This is a genomic window from Ornithinibacillus salinisoli (genome assembly GCF_042684965.1).
Classification (GTDB): Bacteria; Bacillota; Bacilli; order Bacillales; family Amphibacillaceae; genus Ornithinibacillus; species Ornithinibacillus salinisoli.
Genome location: NZ_JBHUMI010000011.1, coordinates 1 through 16,928, shown reverse-complemented (window position 1 = coordinate 16,928; position 16,928 = coordinate 1). Strand labels below are relative to the sequence as shown.

Here is a 16,928-nt window from a genome sequence, read left to right as displayed (position 1 = left end):
CCCATACAGTGGGACTGGGACAGTGGACCTGTCCCTTCGTCCCACCTATTCAGATATCTATTGTTTTATAAAGTTCTTCATGATGGGTAGTAATGCTTCGGGGTCTGGCATATGATCTTGGCTCGGTAGCTTCTGATATCCTGCGCTTGGGATGGCCTCACTTAATTGAGACGCTACCTTATGCATGGAAGCAGGACTTCTCTCACCTACAATGATATGTACTGGTGTTGTAAGCCGAGCAGCCTCAGCAACAGGTGGTAAATTGCTTGCTAACTCTGTATCGTAGGCAAGTGTTGGAGCAAGTGCCAGCATCGTCTTCCACTGTGGTGAGCGTCGAAACATACCATCAATCACTTCTTTAGTTATGCCGATACCTTCTAGAAAATAGCTCAGCGCTTCGTCATTTCTACCATTTTCAAGCAGTTTATATAATCCTTTACTATACTCTTTAAATTCATTTAAGCTTTCTTTGTCATCAGCATAGGCCGGATCAAATAGTACCAAGTTACTGACTTTGTTACCTAGACGCATGGCAGCTTCAAGAGCGAGAATAGCCCCTGATGAATGACCATAAAGATTGGCCTTTCCTCCTGCTACATCAATCATAGCATCAATGTCTTCAAGTTCACGTTCAATGGAATACGGTAATGTGTTGCCACTGTCCCCCCGCCCACGTCGGTCATAATTGTACACGGTAAATTGTTCTGAAAATACTTTGGCATCATGCAAAACCGGGTCAAATGAACGAAAACAGGTAGCTCCTGTAATGAATAGAAGTGCTGGTCCACCACCACTGACATCATATACTATCTTTGTGCCATCTTTTGATTGAATTGTTTTCATATCTATCCTTCCCTCTATTTTATTATTTTGATAGCCATTCGCAAAATTGGGGTTCCGTTCAACAATATCTCAACAGATGTTATTTTTGAATTCTTTTTCATTCTGAGTAAGTAAGCATTCGCTTCATTTCTTCGATTTTCCCAACATGAAGTGCTTCATGTAAGATGGCAAAACTCGCACAATCTTCAAGGGTTTGAAAACCATGCATCGGATTTTCAAGGGTTTGATTCAATTTTGCATTTGAGATTTGTCTGATATGGTTCGACTGTCTCTCTAAATCTGTAATGAGCTGCGCAAGTATTGGCACACGTTCATTCCACTGATCAGGGCTTGTTCCAGTATTAAATAATTCAAGATAATTTACCGGTAAATGATTCTGCTTATAAGGCAAATCAAATAAAAAATATTCTGTTGATGATAAGATGTGTCCCATTTGCCATAGTATGTTATTTCGAAATCCTCTTGGTTTTATATGAACAATGTCTTCCGGCATGGATGTGGCAACTTCAATGGTCCAGCTTCTTACCTGTTCAAATTGTTTAAAGAAAATTTCACTCATTTTTTGTTCTGTACCTCCCCATTTGGCAGTTCAATCAGATACGCTGTTAATTCTTTAATCGTGTCTTTGCTGGTGTTGGCAAACGTATAAATATCGCAATAAGCATACAACTGGTCCTCGCCATTTTCATTAGACATTTTCATCGTTCCTTCAATGACCGTTTTATTACCATCTATAAGGATATTATTTGTTTTATATTCCTCAGAGACCACACCACGCATCGGTTCAAGCATATTTATGACAGCTTCTCTTCCTTGAAGTTTAGATTCACCAACGAAATGCCACTCCACATCTTCTGCAATATTTTCAAAGATATAGTCAACATTTCCGATCGCGAATGCTTCACTGAATCTCTTAGCTCTTGCAACCTCAGATGATTCCTTCCTCAAGTCGAAACCAAAATAGACAATAACTTCTTTTATCTGGTTATCAATAAACCGAAAGTGTTCCATATTTTGAAAATTAGCACCAGAATTTAGTTTACATTCATAACGAACAAAAGCTTCATTCTCATCTGTAAAAATATTTTGGATGTGGTATTCATGTATGTCCTTACAACTTGGCCAACATCTCTCAAAATAGGTCTCTCGATTAATCTGATCATCAACCGGACTACTAAACGTGAAGTCTCGACTTAGCAATTCCTCTAGAATTCCCCTTTCTTTCGTTTCATACGCTTTGAAATAGTTCCTTACTAGATTTGTATAATTGTCATGCACCATACTTTTATCCCTCCACTAGAAATGATATGAGTCTTCATTTATACTAGCACGCTAAAATATAGTGAATTTCTTAAATATTGCTATTTGTACGATTCAGAAAGTTTTTTATCAATAGAGGCAAAGAAATGAGAATAGGAGGATCATTGAGGCGTGGTCCACGAAGTGTAAGGTGCTGTTGGGGTATAACCATTTCTGATCCCACTTTTATCGGCTTTTCAGCTATTGCACGTAATGTTTTCTGGGGAACGAGTATTTCATTTGCCTTCATCTCCCAATACACTGCTGTCGCCATTAAATAATAAATTCCGGGGCGAACATCTGTGAAAGAAAAATTTCCCAACGAGGATAATAGCGTTCCATATTGTGGAAGTCCCTCTGGTATAGGTTTAGTAAATAAGCCAATTAAAATTACACCATGAAGTGGAACCTCGGCTGCAATCGTTCCTGTCACTTTATTACGTTGGTTTCCGATTATAAGTTGTTGTGACCAATCCTTATGTTTTTTCAGGTATTGCAAATGCTTGTTGACTTCTATAGAGGATTTTCTAAATTGCATCGGAGTCATGCCCACTCTTTTAGTGAATCGTGTCGTGAAGGTTCCTAAGCTTTGTTGGTCAATTTCCATACTTATATCACGTACAGTTAAATTCGTATGTAATAAAAGACTTTTTGCTCTTTGTAATTTTAGAGAGGAGACATATTGGTGAGGAGATAGACCGGTTTTTTCTTTAAATATGCGCGAAAAATGATACGGACTGTATGCTGCTTGATGCGCTAGATGGGAAAGTGGAAGAGCTTCATCCAGATGTTCATGAATATATGCGATCACCTCATCAATTTCTGGATATCTATTATTCACTTTTTTCTCCCCCTCACTAACTTCATTTTTCAAAATTATATAACAAATAATTACTTACCACAACAATTCTCACGTACGAATATAGATGGAACACCGTATTCCTCCTAAATTCCTATTCTAATGGCTTGATCTATATTGTATACATGCACGTCTATTCACTTAATTCTTATAGGTATATAAAGTGGAACTTCATTCAGTGGGGATAGGCATAAAGGACAAAGCGGTTTCCCCCTTCCCCCACTGAATATTAGTACCACACTAGACTATTCCCCTACCCATCCTCCGTTATCACCTCATAGTTTGGAGGTGGTTTAATACTGTCCGTTACAGGCGGTATAATTTAAGAATAATTATAAATCTTTTTATATCGCATTAAAAAGTAAATACAAACTAATAATGACAGAAATTCTGCAAATGGAACTGCTAACCATATACCATCTACCCCCATCATTAATGGCAATATCAGTAATCCTATTAATACAAAAACAAGGGTACGCATAAGAGAAACTGTAGCCGATATTTTACCGTTTGAAAAAGCAGTAAACAGTGCTGAAGTAAATATATTAAAGCCCATGAACATAAAACTAATACTAAAAATCTTAAATCCATCAATTGCAATTCTATAAACGCTACCTCCCTGCGGAGCCATAAACTGTATAAGAGAAGAACCAGCTATAATGGATAAACCATATACTGCAATAGATACCAACGCTATTAATAGTAGACTATACTTAAATATCCTTTTCAATTGGTTATTATTTTTACTACCAAAGTTATAGCTTATAATTGGAGCAACTCCCATCGAATACCCCGCAAATATAGAAATAATAATATATTGTGCGTACAGAAGTATGGTCACCGCTGCCACACCATCTACTCCTAAGTGCTTAATCATTAAAATGTTGAAAGCAAAGGTCACAACTGCTAATGATAGATTTGACACCATTTCCGAAGCACCATTCAAACTCGTAAGCAAAAGAACTTTTCTATCTGCTTTAAATGTAACAAAATAAAGTGAATTTCGTTTATTAAATGTAAAATAGGCTAACCCAAATATAGCCGGAACCGCAATTCCTATACCCGTACCAATTGCCGCGCCAACTGTTCCCATCTGTAAAAGGACGATGAAAACATAATCAAGGACAATATTTGTGAGTCCACCTAAAATCGTTAGAAATAATCCAATTCTTGGTTTTCCTATTGTTATAAAGAATTGTAGAAAAAGATCTTGAAGTATGATTAAAGGACTAACTAATAATAAGATCATTGCATACTTATGCGTATAACTAAAGAGCTCCTCACTAGCCCCAGCTCCAAGCATTGTTAGTAGTGGTTTTATAAATACAAGTCCAAAAATCATGATAATAATACCTATCGCACTACCGCATATAACAATAAAGGTAAAGTTCTCTCTTGCTTGTTGAGATTTACTTTCACCCATTTTTTTGGCTAATACCGCACTTCCCCCTGTAGCAAGCATTAACCCAATTGCAAATATTAAGGCATAAACAGGAAGAAAAATATTTACAGCAGAAAGAGCACTAGCGCCTACAAATCTAGCAAGAAATATACCATCAATTATTGTATATACTGACATAAAGACCAGCATAATAATCGTAGGCGTTGCGAATTTAATTAGTGTAATAAAGTTATACTCTTTTCCAATTTGTTCTCTGGCCATTTCCATGAGTAATTTCATCTCCTTCCTGATGTAATTATTATTTTGTATCATAGGGATGGTGAATACTATAATAGGTATTAACTTGATCTGTAGTCTTTATTTTCAGATTACACTGATTTAAATAGCACGTTTGTTTACATACCTTTATCATCACTACAGGCGATAGCTATACAATCTATCTAACTTGGTATTACTATCACTTACTTTGCTATAATAAGGGGTGGTGTAACACTATAGTCAAGAGGGGAATTATACGATATGGACAAAAACTTACACATTCATTTAACGACAGGACAATTTGCCAAACTATCTGGAGTAACAAAAGACACTTTATTCCACTATGACAAAATCGGTATTTTTTCTCCGGAGGTTAAAGCTGATAATGGTTACAGATATTATTCCATAAATCAATTAGATGTTTTTCACGTTATCGCGACGCTTAAAGAGTTGGAAATGCCATTAAAAGAAATTAAGAACTATCTTTCTAAAAGATCTCCCGAACAGCTTATCCTTCTTCTTGAAAGAGAAACTGACGCTCTTGATAATAAAATTAAACAACTTCAAAACATGAAGAACTTAATTACAGAGAAATTAAGAGTTACTAAAGGAGCAATACAGATAGATACGTCAAATATTGTTTTTGAGGAAAAGAAAGAGGAACGTTTTGTATTAACAGAAGCAATGCCTTTCACAGGAGAAAAAAGCATTTACGATTCAATGATAAAACACTATAACTATTTAAATACGAATAATATCAATACTCCTCATTCAGCTGGATGGATGATAGACAAGAATAAAGTTATAAAAAATGAAATCTCTAGTTATGACTACCTTTTTACTAGAGTAAATGAATCATCTACCGAATATAATTTCAAAAGAGAAAAAGGAACGTACATGACTGCGTATCACACAGAGGGATACTCAAGTATTGGCGATACTTTTAATAGATTATTAAAATTTTCAATTGACAAAGGGTTAGAAATACAAGATTTTTTCTATGAAGAAGTTTTATTAGATGAACTATCTGTTAGAGGTTATGAAAGATATTTATTTGAAGTAACTGTACGCGTTTTACAATAAGTATAATAAATAGTCTACACTTATTTTCGAAATAGAATGATGTAAAAGCCAATACGGGTGTGCGGATAGTCAACGAAAGAATGAGTCATAAGTAAGTGATGTGTATGAAAAAACCCCAATTTCGGAGTTTTTAATTCTCACGAAATCGAGGTCAATTTCAGGAATGTTATTTTAGGTATCAGTTTTTCTGAATTAGAATTAACTTATCGTATTCATTAACTCATATTGACGAAGCTTCAATTCGAACAGGGTGAGCGGATCACGGTAGATTTCAGGTTTTTCACGCATCGTATTTAGGGAATCTTTATGTTTTTCCATATCACCCTGCACTTCCTCACTTACACTATTTAGCACTTCAAGTGAGTCTGAGAAAAATGTACTTACATCCCACTCTATCGATCCTTCAAATAATTCTAATTGTTGTATGAATGGATTTATTAGTTCCTGTGTAATTTGAGTATAATCCTCATTTTCGATGTAGTTATTATATTTAATATGGAGTTTTTCTTTATTTTTTGAAATGGAACCTAACAGTTTGCCTGCTCCTTTTAACAACATCTGAGAAGGGTTATTCCGCAACATGATATTTGCTTTTTCAAGGTGTACCAATCCCCTTGATATCCGTTCTAAATCTCTCTGCCAATCATCCAATATCTTAAAGTCACCATCCAAGACAATCTTCTCTACACTATATTGATGATTAAAACTTTCGCTCATTTCGTTACATTTAATTTGGCTTTCCTTGAACTCTCTCTCGCAATCTTCAATCCATTCCTGAAAGGCATTTTTAATATCATATTGTGTAGTTTTTTCCATAAAATCAGCAATCCGCCTATTCATTTCATCATTAAGGTCAACATGGAGTTTGCCAAAATCACTGTCTTCATGAACCAATTCAGAACAATTTCGAAGGACTTCAGGAATCTTCCTCATCATATTTTGAATTAAATCATTTTTTATCTTCCTGAATGAATATTTAATGACGTTTGCTTCTTCCTTTTCCATATTACCTAACTGATGATGTATCTCTTGAAGTCTTGCAAGTAGATCTTCGTTCCAATTAATTTTTTCAATTATGCCATTTTCCACTTCTACCCGTTTTTCAATCAGAAACTCAATTGTATTTTTAATAATACTCCGGATTTTAGAAGGACTCGCCACCTCTATGTTATACTCCTCAAGCATAGGCTTAATAAATTCCGATAAATCATCTAGCAAGCCTTCTTTCTCCGCCCATGTCTGAATAGATTCAAAAAGCTTTATTCCGTCTTGTCTACCATTTTGATTAGTATTGGAGTTTTCAAATTGACTTTCTGCTTCACTAACCAAAGTCGCATCAAAATCTGATGGAAAAATCTCATTCCAAGCAAGTATAGCTGATGAAGATATTAAGGTATCTGAAACGGATGTTATTTCCAACCAATTAGTTAAATGGTTTTGTATTAGCTTCGAAATGTCCCTTATTAAAAACCTTCCGCTAATTAATTCAAAGTATGATACTTTAAATAAGTTTGGAAGCTTCTTCCACATATAGGATTCTTCAAAATTATTATTCGAAAGTAGTTGATTGATCTCTTCTAGCCACTGAATATAAAAGTCACTTTGTTTATAACTGTTCCATAATACTTCAGAAAGGCTTTCAAATCGAAACTTATCGATATGTAATAAAGACACTAAAACTTCATTTAAATAGTTTGGTTCATATTTATTTGTATGGCCTTGCTCCGCATATCCTTCTATAACCTCAAACCATGAAAGTGACTTTGTTCGAATTGCCTCGCTTACTGCAAGTTCAACCGCGTTATCCCAATCCTTGAAGTTCTCAAAAAAAGTCTGAGCTATCTCCGTCACACAGGAATAATCTGGATCTAATTTAACCGCATTTTTAATAGCATCTACAGCATTTTCGTGCTTGCCTTGCTGTATATATAGAGAAAACAGCTGCAGTAAAACTTCCGCTTTCAACTCTGCCGACTGAGTTTCAACCTCCTTGTAGAATTTTTCAGCATCCTCCAATAATCCCATTTCAAAATGAGCATCTGCTACATTTTTTTGTGCCCATGGAATTAATTTATCATCTAAAGGATTTCCCCATTTATAAATAGCTGCTTCATAATCCTCATTTAAGAAATAAACTTCCCCTTGTGCATAGCGAATAGAGGACAAATTAGGCCGTTGCTTCTTCATCTCCTCCATATACATTTCACCCAAAATTTTGATTGGGTGCCCATTTTCGTTCTCATCTATTATAGTTTGATAATAGGATTTATTAATTAGTTCATTCTCAACTGTCACGATAATCCCCCACTTGTTGATTTAATTTTGTACTCGCGATTCCAATCTACGAATTTATATATATTATTGTTCATGTCATACACTATCATCATGAAAAAAAGTCTCGTCCATAATAATAGCGACAACTATATATAGTCCATCATTACTATATTCGAAATAAATCTATAGTTTGTGGGGACAAAGACATAAGTTTCAAGCAGACTATTAAACGCAGCCCAACTTAGATCGGATAATAAAAAGGGGGGGATTTTTCCAGGATGGCGTATGGGGCTATTTTGTAAACTAATAGGGGGTCAGTCCCTCACCTAATAATAAGGTGTGTGACTGACCCCACATTCCTACACATTCCTTCTATTTTGCATTTTCGTCTGGTTGATGAAGACCAAAAATATTTCCTTCTGTATCTGTATAATATCCTTGCCAGGCCATTCCTGGCAATGCATATTTTGGCATTGCTACCTTGCCTCCATATTCCAGAATTTTAGCTTCAGTAGAATCGTAATCTTCCACTCCCAACGTACAAGCATAACCATTTAATGCCTGGTTAGGTTCTGGCGGAGAACTTTGACGTTGCATCAACGCTCCATTAATACCAATCTCACTATCGTCACCAGTCACAGCTCCGAAGTATGGCATTCCAGCGTATTCACTCCAGTCTTGAAAAGTCCATCCAAATACGTCCCCATAAAACTTTTTAGCTCGTTCCATGTCATCTACATGAATTTCAAAATGTACTACTCTTCCCATGATTTCCTCCTAAAATTAATAAATTTGATTTTCTTATAGTCACATCTATTATGTATTCTACAATTATCTGGGAAGTCCTTCTAAATCACTAAAACATTTAAAGTCCTATTTCTTTTTTTGACGATATAAATCAACTGTTTTGTATCCTTGTGATAAGATATCAACCATCTGTAATTGACGCTTTTCACGTGTTTTCTGTTGCTTAGCAGAAAAGATATAACGAGCCCAGTCCCTTTGATAACCAGGTGTTAAATCCTTATAAAACCTTAGTTCATTTGGATGATCTGATAATAGCTTTTCTATATCTTTTACGTTTTCCTCATAATCAGCTACACACTGACTTGCAGCGGTTGACTTTTTATTCTTCTTCTCACGCATTAATCCGACGACAGTATAAACATCATCCATACTTACCATCCGTGAGAATTTCACATCACTATTCTCCACATATCCATCCCCATCTACTTTCATTGCTGGAAAAATATCATCTCTATGAACAAATGTATCATACCGCTTATTCCCTTTTTTCGGATAGGCAAAAAACATGTATCCTTTCTCACGTAACTGTTGCTCATTGATGATCTGATTCGTATAGTTCACCATTTCATCAATCGTTTCTACAAAGATGAAAATAGCATCGTGCTCACCTGATAATGTGGTTCTATATTCATTAAATAAATCATAGTCTTTTGGTTGATTCAAAACGGCCATGTTTTCATATTTACTCAGATTCAATTTATTAATAATAGACATAAACACACTCCTTGTTATTTTACAGTACATTCAAAATATCCTTCTGGTGTATATCCTTGCCTTGGCATCATTCGAATAGCATAAGCCAAAGAATATAGTACACCTATCTTTTTAGAGAACACTTCACTATTTGGATTCCCTTTACCCTTCAGCATTAAAAACTTTAGCTTTGGTACGGTAATTAATTCAGATTGCTTGTCTTTCTGCACTGTATATTTACTACTATATCAAATTTCATAAATAGTTGTATGTTTAAATCCTGCTCACGTAAATGACAATGAAGCGTACTTGATTTCTCTATGAGAAAAACTAATAGTATATTTATTTTTATTATCATCTCTAATTCAATTATCGTTCGTCAAAACATTAGTACATGATATTAGTTAAGGGTTAACAACTAAATATAAGTGAAAAAAAGCGTAACCTATCGAAGGAGAAAACGCTTGATATTACGCTTTATTATCTTTTATCACCCATAAAATCTAACGTATGAATCATACCAGTGGTCGGGGTCGTTATGATGTGATAAGACATTAATTTTATAAGATTTTCCAACTTAAATGTGCAAAATCTTCGTATATTAGAAGTAGATTGTCCGCATTTTTGTCTCGGTTCAAGGGCCACTAAACCGCCAACCTCCATCTGAAGAGAACCTAAATACCATTGTAGAATAAAATTTTTAAAGCTATACTAAACTAAACTATTTAATTACCATAAACTTGGGGAGATCTATTTTGAAAAAAAGTATATTGATCATTATAATTTTATACAGCATAGGATTAGCATTTTCTCTGTGGATCTATAATCACAAGCCTTTATTCATGGATGATGTCGGTCAATTGTTACCCACTAAGATAAAAGAGGTACATAGTTCTACAAGTGAAACTGAGTTACAAAGTTGGGTAAAAAAAGCAATCGATAACGATGAGAAAATCTCTGTCGCAGGTATGCAGCATAGCCAGGGAGGGCATACATATTATCCTAATGGCATCGTGATAGATATGAAAAATTATGACAAAATCCTTGATTATAACCCTAATGAGAAAACGATTACGGTTCAAAGTGGAGCTACATGGGAAGATATCCAAAAGGAAATTAATCCTGATCACCTAGCCATACGTGTGATGCAATCACAAAATATCTTTACAGTGGGGGGATCCATTAGCGTCAATGCTCATGGGAGAGATATTCGTTATGGTTCGCTAATAGATACCGTTGAATCTTTCCGACTTCTCACTCCAGAAGGTTCAATCATCAATGTCAGTCGAACTGAAAATAGTGAACTATTTCCACTAGTAATCGGTGGTTATGGTTTGTTCGGTATTATTCTAGATGTTACATTACATTTGACCGATGATGAACTCTACCAAATTCGATCAAGAACACTCGATTACCAGGATTATACCGATTATTTTCTTAATGAAGTGAAAAAAGATAACGATATCCGAATGCACATTGCTAGATTATCAGCAGCTCCAGAAACCTTGCTAAGCGAAATGTATGTCACAGACTATCAGTTAGCAGAAGACCAAGATAATCTATCAAACTATGCAAAATTAGATAGAGACTCCCTTGCCGCACCACAAAAGTTCATGCTTGGCCTATCACGCCAAAGTGATTGGGGAAAGGATTTACTATGGGAAACGCAAGAAAAATTCTATGTTGGACAAAATGAGGACTACATTACTCGTAACAATGCGATGCGAGGGGACAGTAAATTTATGGAGTATGACAACCCTACTAAAACAGAAATTTTACAAGAATACTTTGTCCCAATTGAGGCGTTCACTAGCTATCTGGACGATTTACGGACAGTACTTGAAAAAGAAGAGCTAAATCTATTAAATATTACGATACGTTATGTAAATGTGGATGAAGAGGCCGTATTATCCTATGCAAATGAGGACATGTTCGCTCTTGTCTTGCTAATTAACCAAGGCAAAAGCCAAAAAGATATTGAAAAAACGGAAAAAGTCATCCAGAAGATGATTGATGTTACCTTAGAACATAACGGTTCTTACTATTTGCCATATTATGCTTATCCTACACAAAAACAAATGGACGAAGCATACCCACGCAACAAGGAGTTTTTTCAACTAAAGAAACAATTCGATCCAAATGAAGTATTTATGAATCTATTTTACAAGGAGTATAGCCAATGAATTTCCGTAAGTTTCTCATTGCCCAAAGTATCCTAATTGCAGCAAGCAGTGTTGTTTTTCCATTTTATTTATTATTAATAAAAAATGTTGGAGATAGTTACTCTCAATTTGGTTGGGCCTATGGATTATTTACCTTAACTGCAGCATTTGCCTATCCAATAATTGGCAGACTAGGGGATCGTTTCGGAGATAAGTCGATGCTTCTTGTTTATACGTTAGGAATGGCAGCCGTGATGCTAATTATTCCGCTTCTCATTCATGTATGGCAGGTTTATGTAATACAGATTGTCATGGGGATTCTTGGTGCGATTCAAAAAAATACCGAAAAAGCATTCTTAGCTCGCAATGAAAAAGATATCGATACTGCTGGTACAAGAATTGGGAATTATCATCTACACATATCGCTTTGGAGTGGAATAGGGATTATTCTAACCGGGTATTTCATTGATTTTCTAACGATTGCGAGCCTATTTTATTTAATTTCGTTTGTTTATGTTATTGCTTCACTAGTTATTATTAAGCGGTCATAATGAAGGCGCTCTATTTTTTTACATTAATCTACTTAATATAATAATAGTATGAAACTAACAACTACTTAGTATAGTAGGCGGCGGACGCTTCCTGTTAAACTTTTTTTATTCCCGTCCAAATGCTTATGACTTCATATTTTTCTTATCAAGGATTTCTTCTATTACGTCTTTATCGATGACAGAAGGAACGAGAATCCATCAATTAATCCAAAAAAGCTGTCTTAGATAATTGCCCTTTCATTTAGAGTACAAAATTAGTTGAGCTATGCGCTACTGTTCCTCAAGGCCCTAATCGGCAGAAGGACATAATGTTTTTTATATCATCTTAACTAATATTTGGTGAAATAATGTTAGGATTTGTAATAATGTGTGGTTTCAACTTCACATTAATGCTATAATGATTAAGCGATGAGCTGATTTGTGTAAGACGAGGAATGGTAATACCATGTGGATGTGAACACATGATTCTTCGCCACAAATTTACGTAGGAAACGTCTGTATTTATACAGGCGTTTTTTTAATGATAAGGAACAGTCACCCATATAAGTTCATGTACATGGGGCTGTCCCTTTATTTATACTGATACTTAATTTACATGTACCGCTTCCCATTCCTCAATAAATGCTTGCAGTAAACTGTTAACATCTTCCTCACTAGGAATATTACTTAAGATTTCCTCTTGATTATATGCTTTTCCACCTTTAACTACGAAGTCGATTTCCTGTGTATGTTTAATATTCTCTAATGGATTCTTGTTTAAGATGACTAGATCTGCCATTTTCCCTTCTTGGATAGTTCCAATATCATCTAGATTAATAGACTTAGCAGCATTCACTGTTGCTGCTTGTAGTGCCTCTATTTCAGTAAATCCAATTTCCACAAATATTTCTAGTTCCCGATGTAAAGCCATCCCTGGGTACGTATACAGTAAGGCTGGTGTATCAGTTCCAGCAACCACGGTTCCCCCCATATCATAGTAGGTTTTAGCAATAGCTTTCGTTAAGTTGTTTACAACAGCAGTACTTCGTTTTATTGCCTCTTCATGTTCTTCATGACTTTTCCAATATTCTACAGGATGCTTCCTATTTTCGATAGATTCTATCACTTTATTATTAGGTGACCAAATGTTTGGATAACTCATTGCTTGATCGAACAGAACCATGGTTGGACAGATTTTCACATCGTACTCTAACAATTTATCACACAGTTCTTTAACTTTTTCTTGATCTGGTTCTTCCCAATTTATATGACTCCACTCTGCTTGTTCCACTAGTGGATTCCACCCTTTATAAATCTCTTGTGCAAAGCCAGATGCATGTTCAAACCAAGTAACACCCGCTTTCGCTGCATCTAACGCTGTTAATTCCTTAGAATTTATTAAATCAATAGATACTTCTAAGCCAAATTTCTTCGCCTCATCAGCTGACGCTTCCATAACATCTCTTTTTATCCATCCATACAGTTTTATAAATTTCGCTCCCACTTCAACTTGTCTACGAACTTCTTTTCTTGCCTCTTCTGGATCGTCAGTTACAAAATTACCATAGCTGGTTGGCCCCCATTGACCAGGTGTTCCATCAATCATTCTATCTGATACGTATACTCTTGGTATTGGTGAATGATCTGGTTTTTGAATTAGGTTATTAAGTAAGAGGACATTACCTGCTGTGTTCCGTACGGTTGTTACTCCTGATGCTACAAAATGAGGCGCGAACCCCTCATTAATATGACAATGCATATCAATTAAGCCTGGAATAATATATTTCCCATTTGCATCGATTGCGTCTGGCCCCTCAGGCAACACTTCATCCTGATTTATTATTCTTTTAATCTTATTTCCTTCTATTTCAATTGCTCCTACAAAAGATATTCCGTTCTCCACATCGATAATCGTTCCATTTTTAATGAATAATTTTTCCATTTGCTTTACCTCCTATATTCGTTTAACTGTGTTCAATGTTCTGATTTTATTGTATATTGATTAAAGCAATCGTTTTTCAAAATTGTCATATAGTGGAATTTTGTTTTAGGGGGGGGAACCGAAATGGTGGTGGAATACGGAAAAACACTAAGAGTGATTCGGAAACAAAAAGGTATAACTTTAAAGAAATTAGCAGATGGAGTCTGTTCAGTTTCTTTTCTATCAAAGTTTGAACGTGGCGATTCTGATATAACTCTCGGTCTGATGACAGGAATTTTAGAAAAGCTAATGATGAACTTTGATGAGTTCTTATACATACATCACGATTTTCTGCCTGATAAACTGGAGCAATTTTTTAAAATATCAAGCACTGCCTATTTAAATAGAGACGCGAAACTACTGAAGCATTTAAAAAACGGACAATTAAAAAAGTGGAAACAATACGGCGTGGAAACCTACCATTTTAATGCACTATTGATTGAAGTATATGAAAGTATAGTAGATAAGGACTATATCAATGAAGGAGTCCAAGAAAAAGATATTCGCCTCCTTTCTGATTATTTGTTTCGAGTAGAGGTATGGGGATATTATGAATTAACGCTTTATAATGGAACGTTACTATTACTCCAGCCAGATATGGTCATTATGCTATCCAGAACTGCTTATGAGAAAAGTGCTCGTTTTAGAGACTATAATAAGGTAAATGATGCGATCACATCTGTGCTTTTTAATACGTTTATCTTTTTACTTGGACCTGTGAATCGATTTCACGAAGAGTTCTCCTATCAAAAGGAGATTAGTGAATTTATATCGTATCTTGAGACAATTACAATTCCTGAAAGCAATTTAACGGAAAGAGTAAATTTATTACAGCTCAAGGGTGCATATGACATCAGGACTGGTAACAAAGAAGAAGGTACTGCAAAAATAAAACAAGCTATCAAACTATTAAATGATTTGAATTCTACTAGGATGGCGAAAAATAATATCGAACAATACCTTCTGCAAATTATATAGTAACGATGAAATACCCAACTATTAAGTGTTAGGTGTTTCTTATATTTCTCGTTGCTTTTCGGGCGATTTCTAATCAAACTAATTAAAAAGATTAAAATAGCGGACCCAATCAGAGCTGGAATAATGGCGTAACCACCCATTTCAGGATCACAATTTCCTAGTAGTGCTGAAGCATCTATGCCCCAATATTACCAGCAATGATAATTCTAATGACCACCAAGTATATCTTCTCTGAATAGCGGGACCGACGAAACAAAAAAACCATTAAACATTTCTAATGTTTAATGGTTTTTTATTTGATACCGGTGGTCGGGGTCGAACCGACACTCCCGTGAAGGAACGGGATTTTGAGTCCCGCGCGTCTGCCAATTCCGCCACACCGGCATATATTGGAGGCGGTAACCGGATTTGAACCGGTGATAAAGGTTTTGCAGACCTCTGCCTTACCACTTGGCTATACCGCCCTGTTCGCTGGAGCGGAAGACGGGATTCGAACCCGCGACCCCCACCTTGGCAAGGTGGTGTTCTACCACTGAACTACTTCCGCAATTGGCTGGGCTACTAGGATTCGAACCTAGGGTACACGGGATCAAAACCCGATGCCTTACCGCTTGGCTATAGCCCAATATATACTATATTTTTTAAAATTATATTATGGGGCGACCGGTGGGGATCGAACCCACGAATGCCGGAGCCACAATCCGGTGCGTTAACCACTTCGCCACGACCGCCATAATAAAAATGGCAGGGGTAGTAGGAATCGAACCCACATCAAAGGTTTTGGAGACCTTCGTTTTACCATTAAACTATACCCCTACTAGATTATTCATATTCAATTGAAATGTTAATGGTGGAGGGGGGCAGATTCGAACTGCCGAACCCTGAGGGAGCGGATTTACAGTCCGCCGCGTTTAGCCACTTCGCTACCCCTCCATTATTTTAAAAAAACAAATGGTGGCTCGGGACGGAATCGAACCGCCGACACAAGGATTTTCAGTCCTTTGCTCTACCGACTGAGCTACCGAGCCATTAAGGTTATTACTATTAAATTAAGTGGCGGTCCGGACGGGACTCGAACCCGCGACCTCCTGCGTGACAGGCAGGCATTCTAACCAACTGAACTACCGGACCAACTTATGTTAATTAAATTAAATTGGTTGCGGGGGCAGGATTTGAACCTACGACCTTTGGGTTATGAGCCCAACGAGCTACCAGACTGCTCCACCCCGCGATATAAGAAAAAGTATTAAATTTAAATGGTGGAGGATGCAGGGCTCGAACCTGCGACCCCCTGCTTGTAAGGCAGGTGCTCTCCCAGCTGAGCTAATCCTCCATGTTGGTGACCCGTACGGGATTCGAACCCGTGTTACCGCCGTGAAAGGGCGGTGTCTTAACCGCTTGACCAACGGGCCATTAAAAGTAAAATTAAGTGGCGGAGAGCGAGGGATTCGAACCCTCGAGACCACTATCGCAGCCTACACGATTTCCAATCGTGCTCCTTCGACCACTCGGACAGCTCTCCATGGCTCCACAGGTAGGATTCGAACCTACGACCGATCGGTTAACAGCCGATTGCTCTACCACTGAGCTACTGTGGAATAAATGGAATTGCCTGGCGACGTCCTACTCTCACAGGGGCAAAGCCCCAACTACCATCGGCGCTGAGAAGCTTAACTTCTGTGTTCGGTATGGGAACAGGTGTGACCTTCTCGCTATCGCTACCAGACATGTAATTATAACACCAAGTGATCTCACATTT

14 protein-coding genes, 14 tRNA genes and 1 rRNA gene are annotated in these 16,928 nt (G+C 36.6%); 4 read left to right on the top strand and 25 right to left on the bottom strand.

Annotation, left to right across the window (positions count from 1 at the left end):
- Window positions 1-57: 57 nt before the first annotated feature.
- From ACFSTA_RS06575 to ACFSTA_RS06555, 5 genes are all read right to left on the bottom strand, one after another.
- Window positions 58-843, bottom strand: a complete 786-nt coding sequence (locus ACFSTA_RS06575; RefSeq protein WP_377555795.1) for an alpha/beta fold hydrolase — start codon at window positions 841-843, stop codon at window positions 58-60.
- A 97-nt stretch (window positions 844-940) separates the two neighbouring features.
- A complete protein-coding gene (locus tag ACFSTA_RS06570; RefSeq protein ID WP_377555794.1) occupies window positions 941-1,402 on the bottom strand; it encodes a DinB family protein in 462 nt (153 codons plus the stop codon).
- Window positions 1,399-2,124, bottom strand: a complete 726-nt coding sequence (locus ACFSTA_RS06565) for a nuclear transport factor 2 family protein (protein ID WP_377555793.1) — start codon at window positions 2,122-2,124, stop codon at window positions 1,399-1,401. Before ACFSTA_RS06565 ends, ACFSTA_RS06570 begins: the two co-directional genes overlap by 4 nt.
- 70 nt (window positions 2,125-2,194) lie before the next feature.
- Window positions 2,195-2,983, bottom strand: coding sequence for an AraC family transcriptional regulator (locus ACFSTA_RS06560; protein WP_377555792.1), 789 nt, complete (start codon window positions 2,981-2,983; stop codon window positions 2,195-2,197).
- 340 nt (window positions 2,984-3,323) lie between these two features.
- On the bottom strand, window positions 3,324-4,670 hold the full coding sequence (locus ACFSTA_RS06555) for an MATE family efflux transporter (RefSeq protein ID WP_377555791.1): 1,347 nt from the start codon (window positions 4,668-4,670) through the stop codon (window positions 3,324-3,326).
- 252 nt (window positions 4,671-4,922) lie between these two features.
- On the opposite strand from ACFSTA_RS06555, the gene ACFSTA_RS06550 reads away from it, so the two are divergent.
- Window positions 4,923-5,744 (top strand): MerR family transcriptional regulator, encoded by an 822-nt coding sequence (locus ACFSTA_RS06550; RefSeq protein WP_377555790.1) that lies wholly within the window; start codon window positions 4,923-4,925, stop codon window positions 5,742-5,744.
- A gap of 198 nt (window positions 5,745-5,942) precedes the next feature.
- Here ACFSTA_RS06550 and ACFSTA_RS06545 read toward each other — a convergent pair whose 3' ends face one another.
- From ACFSTA_RS06545 to ACFSTA_RS06530, 4 genes are all read right to left on the bottom strand, one after another.
- Window positions 5,943-8,039: a tetratricopeptide repeat protein gene (locus tag ACFSTA_RS06545; RefSeq protein ID WP_377555789.1), complete on the bottom strand. Its 2,097-nt coding sequence runs from the start codon at window positions 8,037-8,039 to the stop codon at window positions 5,943-5,945.
- Window positions 8,040-8,390: 351 nt separating this feature from the next.
- The gene (locus tag ACFSTA_RS06540) at window positions 8,391-8,786 is read right to left on the bottom strand and encodes a VOC family protein (RefSeq protein WP_377555788.1); all 396 of its coding nucleotides are present in this window, start codon (window positions 8,784-8,786) and stop codon (window positions 8,391-8,393) included.
- A gap of 105 nt (window positions 8,787-8,891) precedes the next feature.
- A complete protein-coding gene (locus ACFSTA_RS06535) occupies window positions 8,892-9,539 on the bottom strand; it encodes a YdeI/OmpD-associated family protein (RefSeq protein WP_377555787.1) in 648 nt (215 codons plus the stop codon).
- Between the two features lie 14 nt (window positions 9,540-9,553).
- On the bottom strand, window positions 9,554-9,748 hold the full coding sequence (locus ACFSTA_RS06530; protein ID WP_377555785.1) for a hypothetical protein: 195 nt from the start codon (window positions 9,746-9,748) through the stop codon (window positions 9,554-9,556).
- Window positions 9,749-10,270: 522 nt separating this feature from the next.
- Between ACFSTA_RS06530 and ACFSTA_RS06525 the strand changes: the two genes are divergently transcribed.
- Entirely contained in the window at window positions 10,271-11,701 is a 1,431-nt protein-coding gene (locus ACFSTA_RS06525; RefSeq protein WP_377555895.1) for an FAD-binding protein, read from the top strand.
- Entirely contained in the window at window positions 11,698-12,231 is a 534-nt protein-coding gene (locus ACFSTA_RS06520) for an MFS transporter (RefSeq protein WP_377555784.1), read from the top strand. Before ACFSTA_RS06525 ends, ACFSTA_RS06520 begins: the two co-directional genes overlap by 4 nt.
- A 586-nt stretch (window positions 12,232-12,817) precedes the next feature.
- Here ACFSTA_RS06520 and ACFSTA_RS06515 read toward each other — a convergent pair.
- Window positions 12,818-14,152 carry an amidohydrolase family protein gene (locus tag ACFSTA_RS06515; protein WP_377555783.1) on the bottom strand — a complete coding sequence of 445 codons (1,335 nt, stop codon included), beginning with the start codon at window positions 14,150-14,152 and terminating at the stop codon, window positions 12,818-12,820.
- A 123-nt stretch (window positions 14,153-14,275) separates the two neighbouring features.
- Between ACFSTA_RS06515 and ACFSTA_RS06510 the strand changes: the two genes are divergently transcribed.
- A complete protein-coding gene (locus ACFSTA_RS06510) occupies window positions 14,276-15,169 on the top strand; it encodes a helix-turn-helix domain-containing protein (protein ID WP_377555782.1) in 894 nt (297 codons plus the stop codon).
- A 300-nt stretch (window positions 15,170-15,469) separates the two neighbouring features.
- Here the strand turns inward: ACFSTA_RS06510 and ACFSTA_RS06505 are convergent.
- The 15 genes from ACFSTA_RS06505 to rrf all read right to left on the bottom strand — a co-directional run bounded on the left by ACFSTA_RS06505 (window position 15,470) and on the right by rrf (window position 16,895).
- Window positions 15,470-15,553, bottom strand: a tRNA-Leu gene (locus tag ACFSTA_RS06505).
- Between the two features lie 6 nt (window positions 15,554-15,559).
- Window positions 15,560-15,633: transfer RNA gene (locus tag ACFSTA_RS06500), tRNA-Cys, on the bottom strand.
- 8 nt (window positions 15,634-15,641) lie between these two features.
- A tRNA-Gly gene (locus tag ACFSTA_RS06495) sits at window positions 15,642-15,716 on the bottom strand.
- 3 nt (window positions 15,717-15,719) lie between these two features.
- Window positions 15,720-15,794 (bottom strand) — tRNA-Gln (locus ACFSTA_RS06490).
- 30 nt (window positions 15,795-15,824) lie between these two features.
- Window positions 15,825-15,900 (bottom strand) — tRNA-His (locus tag ACFSTA_RS06485).
- Between the two features lie 11 nt (window positions 15,901-15,911).
- A tRNA-Trp gene (locus ACFSTA_RS06480) sits at window positions 15,912-15,985 on the bottom strand.
- 32 nt (window positions 15,986-16,017) lie between these two features.
- Window positions 16,018-16,102 (bottom strand) — tRNA-Tyr (locus tag ACFSTA_RS06475).
- 19 nt (window positions 16,103-16,121) lie between these two features.
- A tRNA-Phe gene (locus ACFSTA_RS06470) sits at window positions 16,122-16,197 on the bottom strand.
- 26 nt (window positions 16,198-16,223) lie between these two features.
- A tRNA-Asp gene (locus ACFSTA_RS06465) sits at window positions 16,224-16,300 on the bottom strand.
- A gap of 23 nt (window positions 16,301-16,323) precedes the next feature.
- Window positions 16,324-16,400: transfer RNA gene (locus tag ACFSTA_RS06460), tRNA-Met, on the bottom strand.
- A gap of 26 nt (window positions 16,401-16,426) precedes the next feature.
- A tRNA-Val gene (locus ACFSTA_RS06455) sits at window positions 16,427-16,502 on the bottom strand.
- A 4-nt stretch (window positions 16,503-16,506) separates the two neighbouring features.
- Window positions 16,507-16,581: transfer RNA gene (locus ACFSTA_RS06450), tRNA-Glu, on the bottom strand.
- An 18-nt stretch (window positions 16,582-16,599) separates the two neighbouring features.
- Window positions 16,600-16,691 (bottom strand) — tRNA-Ser (locus ACFSTA_RS06445).
- Between the two features lies 1 nt (window position 16,692).
- A tRNA-Asn gene (locus tag ACFSTA_RS06440) sits at window positions 16,693-16,767 on the bottom strand.
- Between the two features lie 12 nt (window positions 16,768-16,779).
- Window positions 16,780-16,895, bottom strand: a 5S ribosomal RNA gene (gene rrf / locus ACFSTA_RS06435).
- Window positions 16,896-16,928: the final 33 nt, after the last annotated feature.

Excerpts from the sequence above, each read along its gene's own strand:
- ACFSTA_RS06540 (WP_377555788.1), bottom strand. The coding sequence starts at position 8,786 with ATGGGAAGAGTAGTACATTTTGAAATTCATGTAGATGACATGGAACGA.
- ACFSTA_RS06520 (WP_377555784.1), top strand. The coding sequence starts at position 11,698 with ATGAATTTCCGTAAGTTTCTCATTGCCCAAAGTATCCTAATTGCAGCA.
- ACFSTA_RS06565 (WP_377555793.1), bottom strand. The coding sequence starts at position 2,124 with ATGGTGCATGACAATTATACAAATCTAGTAAGGAACTATTTCAAAGCG.
- ACFSTA_RS06510 (WP_377555782.1), top strand. The coding sequence starts at position 14,276 with ATGGTGGTGGAATACGGAAAAACACTAAGAGTGATTCGGAAACAAAAA.
- ACFSTA_RS06555 (WP_377555791.1), bottom strand. The coding sequence starts at position 4,670 with ATGGAAATGGCCAGAGAACAAATTGGAAAAGAGTATAACTTTATTACA.
- ACFSTA_RS06575 (WP_377555795.1), bottom strand. The coding sequence starts at position 843 with ATGAAAACAATTCAATCAAAAGATGGCACAAAGATAGTATATGATGTC.
- ACFSTA_RS06535 (WP_377555787.1), bottom strand. The coding sequence starts at position 9,539 with ATGTCTATTATTAATAAATTGAATCTGAGTAAATATGAAAACATGGCC.
- ACFSTA_RS06550 (WP_377555790.1), top strand. The coding sequence starts at position 4,923 with ATGGACAAAAACTTACACATTCATTTAACGACAGGACAATTTGCCAAA.
- ACFSTA_RS06515 (WP_377555783.1), bottom strand. The coding sequence starts at position 14,152 with ATGGAAAAATTATTCATTAAAAATGGAACGATTATCGATGTGGAGAAC.
- ACFSTA_RS06570 (WP_377555794.1), bottom strand. The coding sequence starts at position 1,402 with ATGAGTGAAATTTTCTTTAAACAATTTGAACAGGTAAGAAGCTGGACC.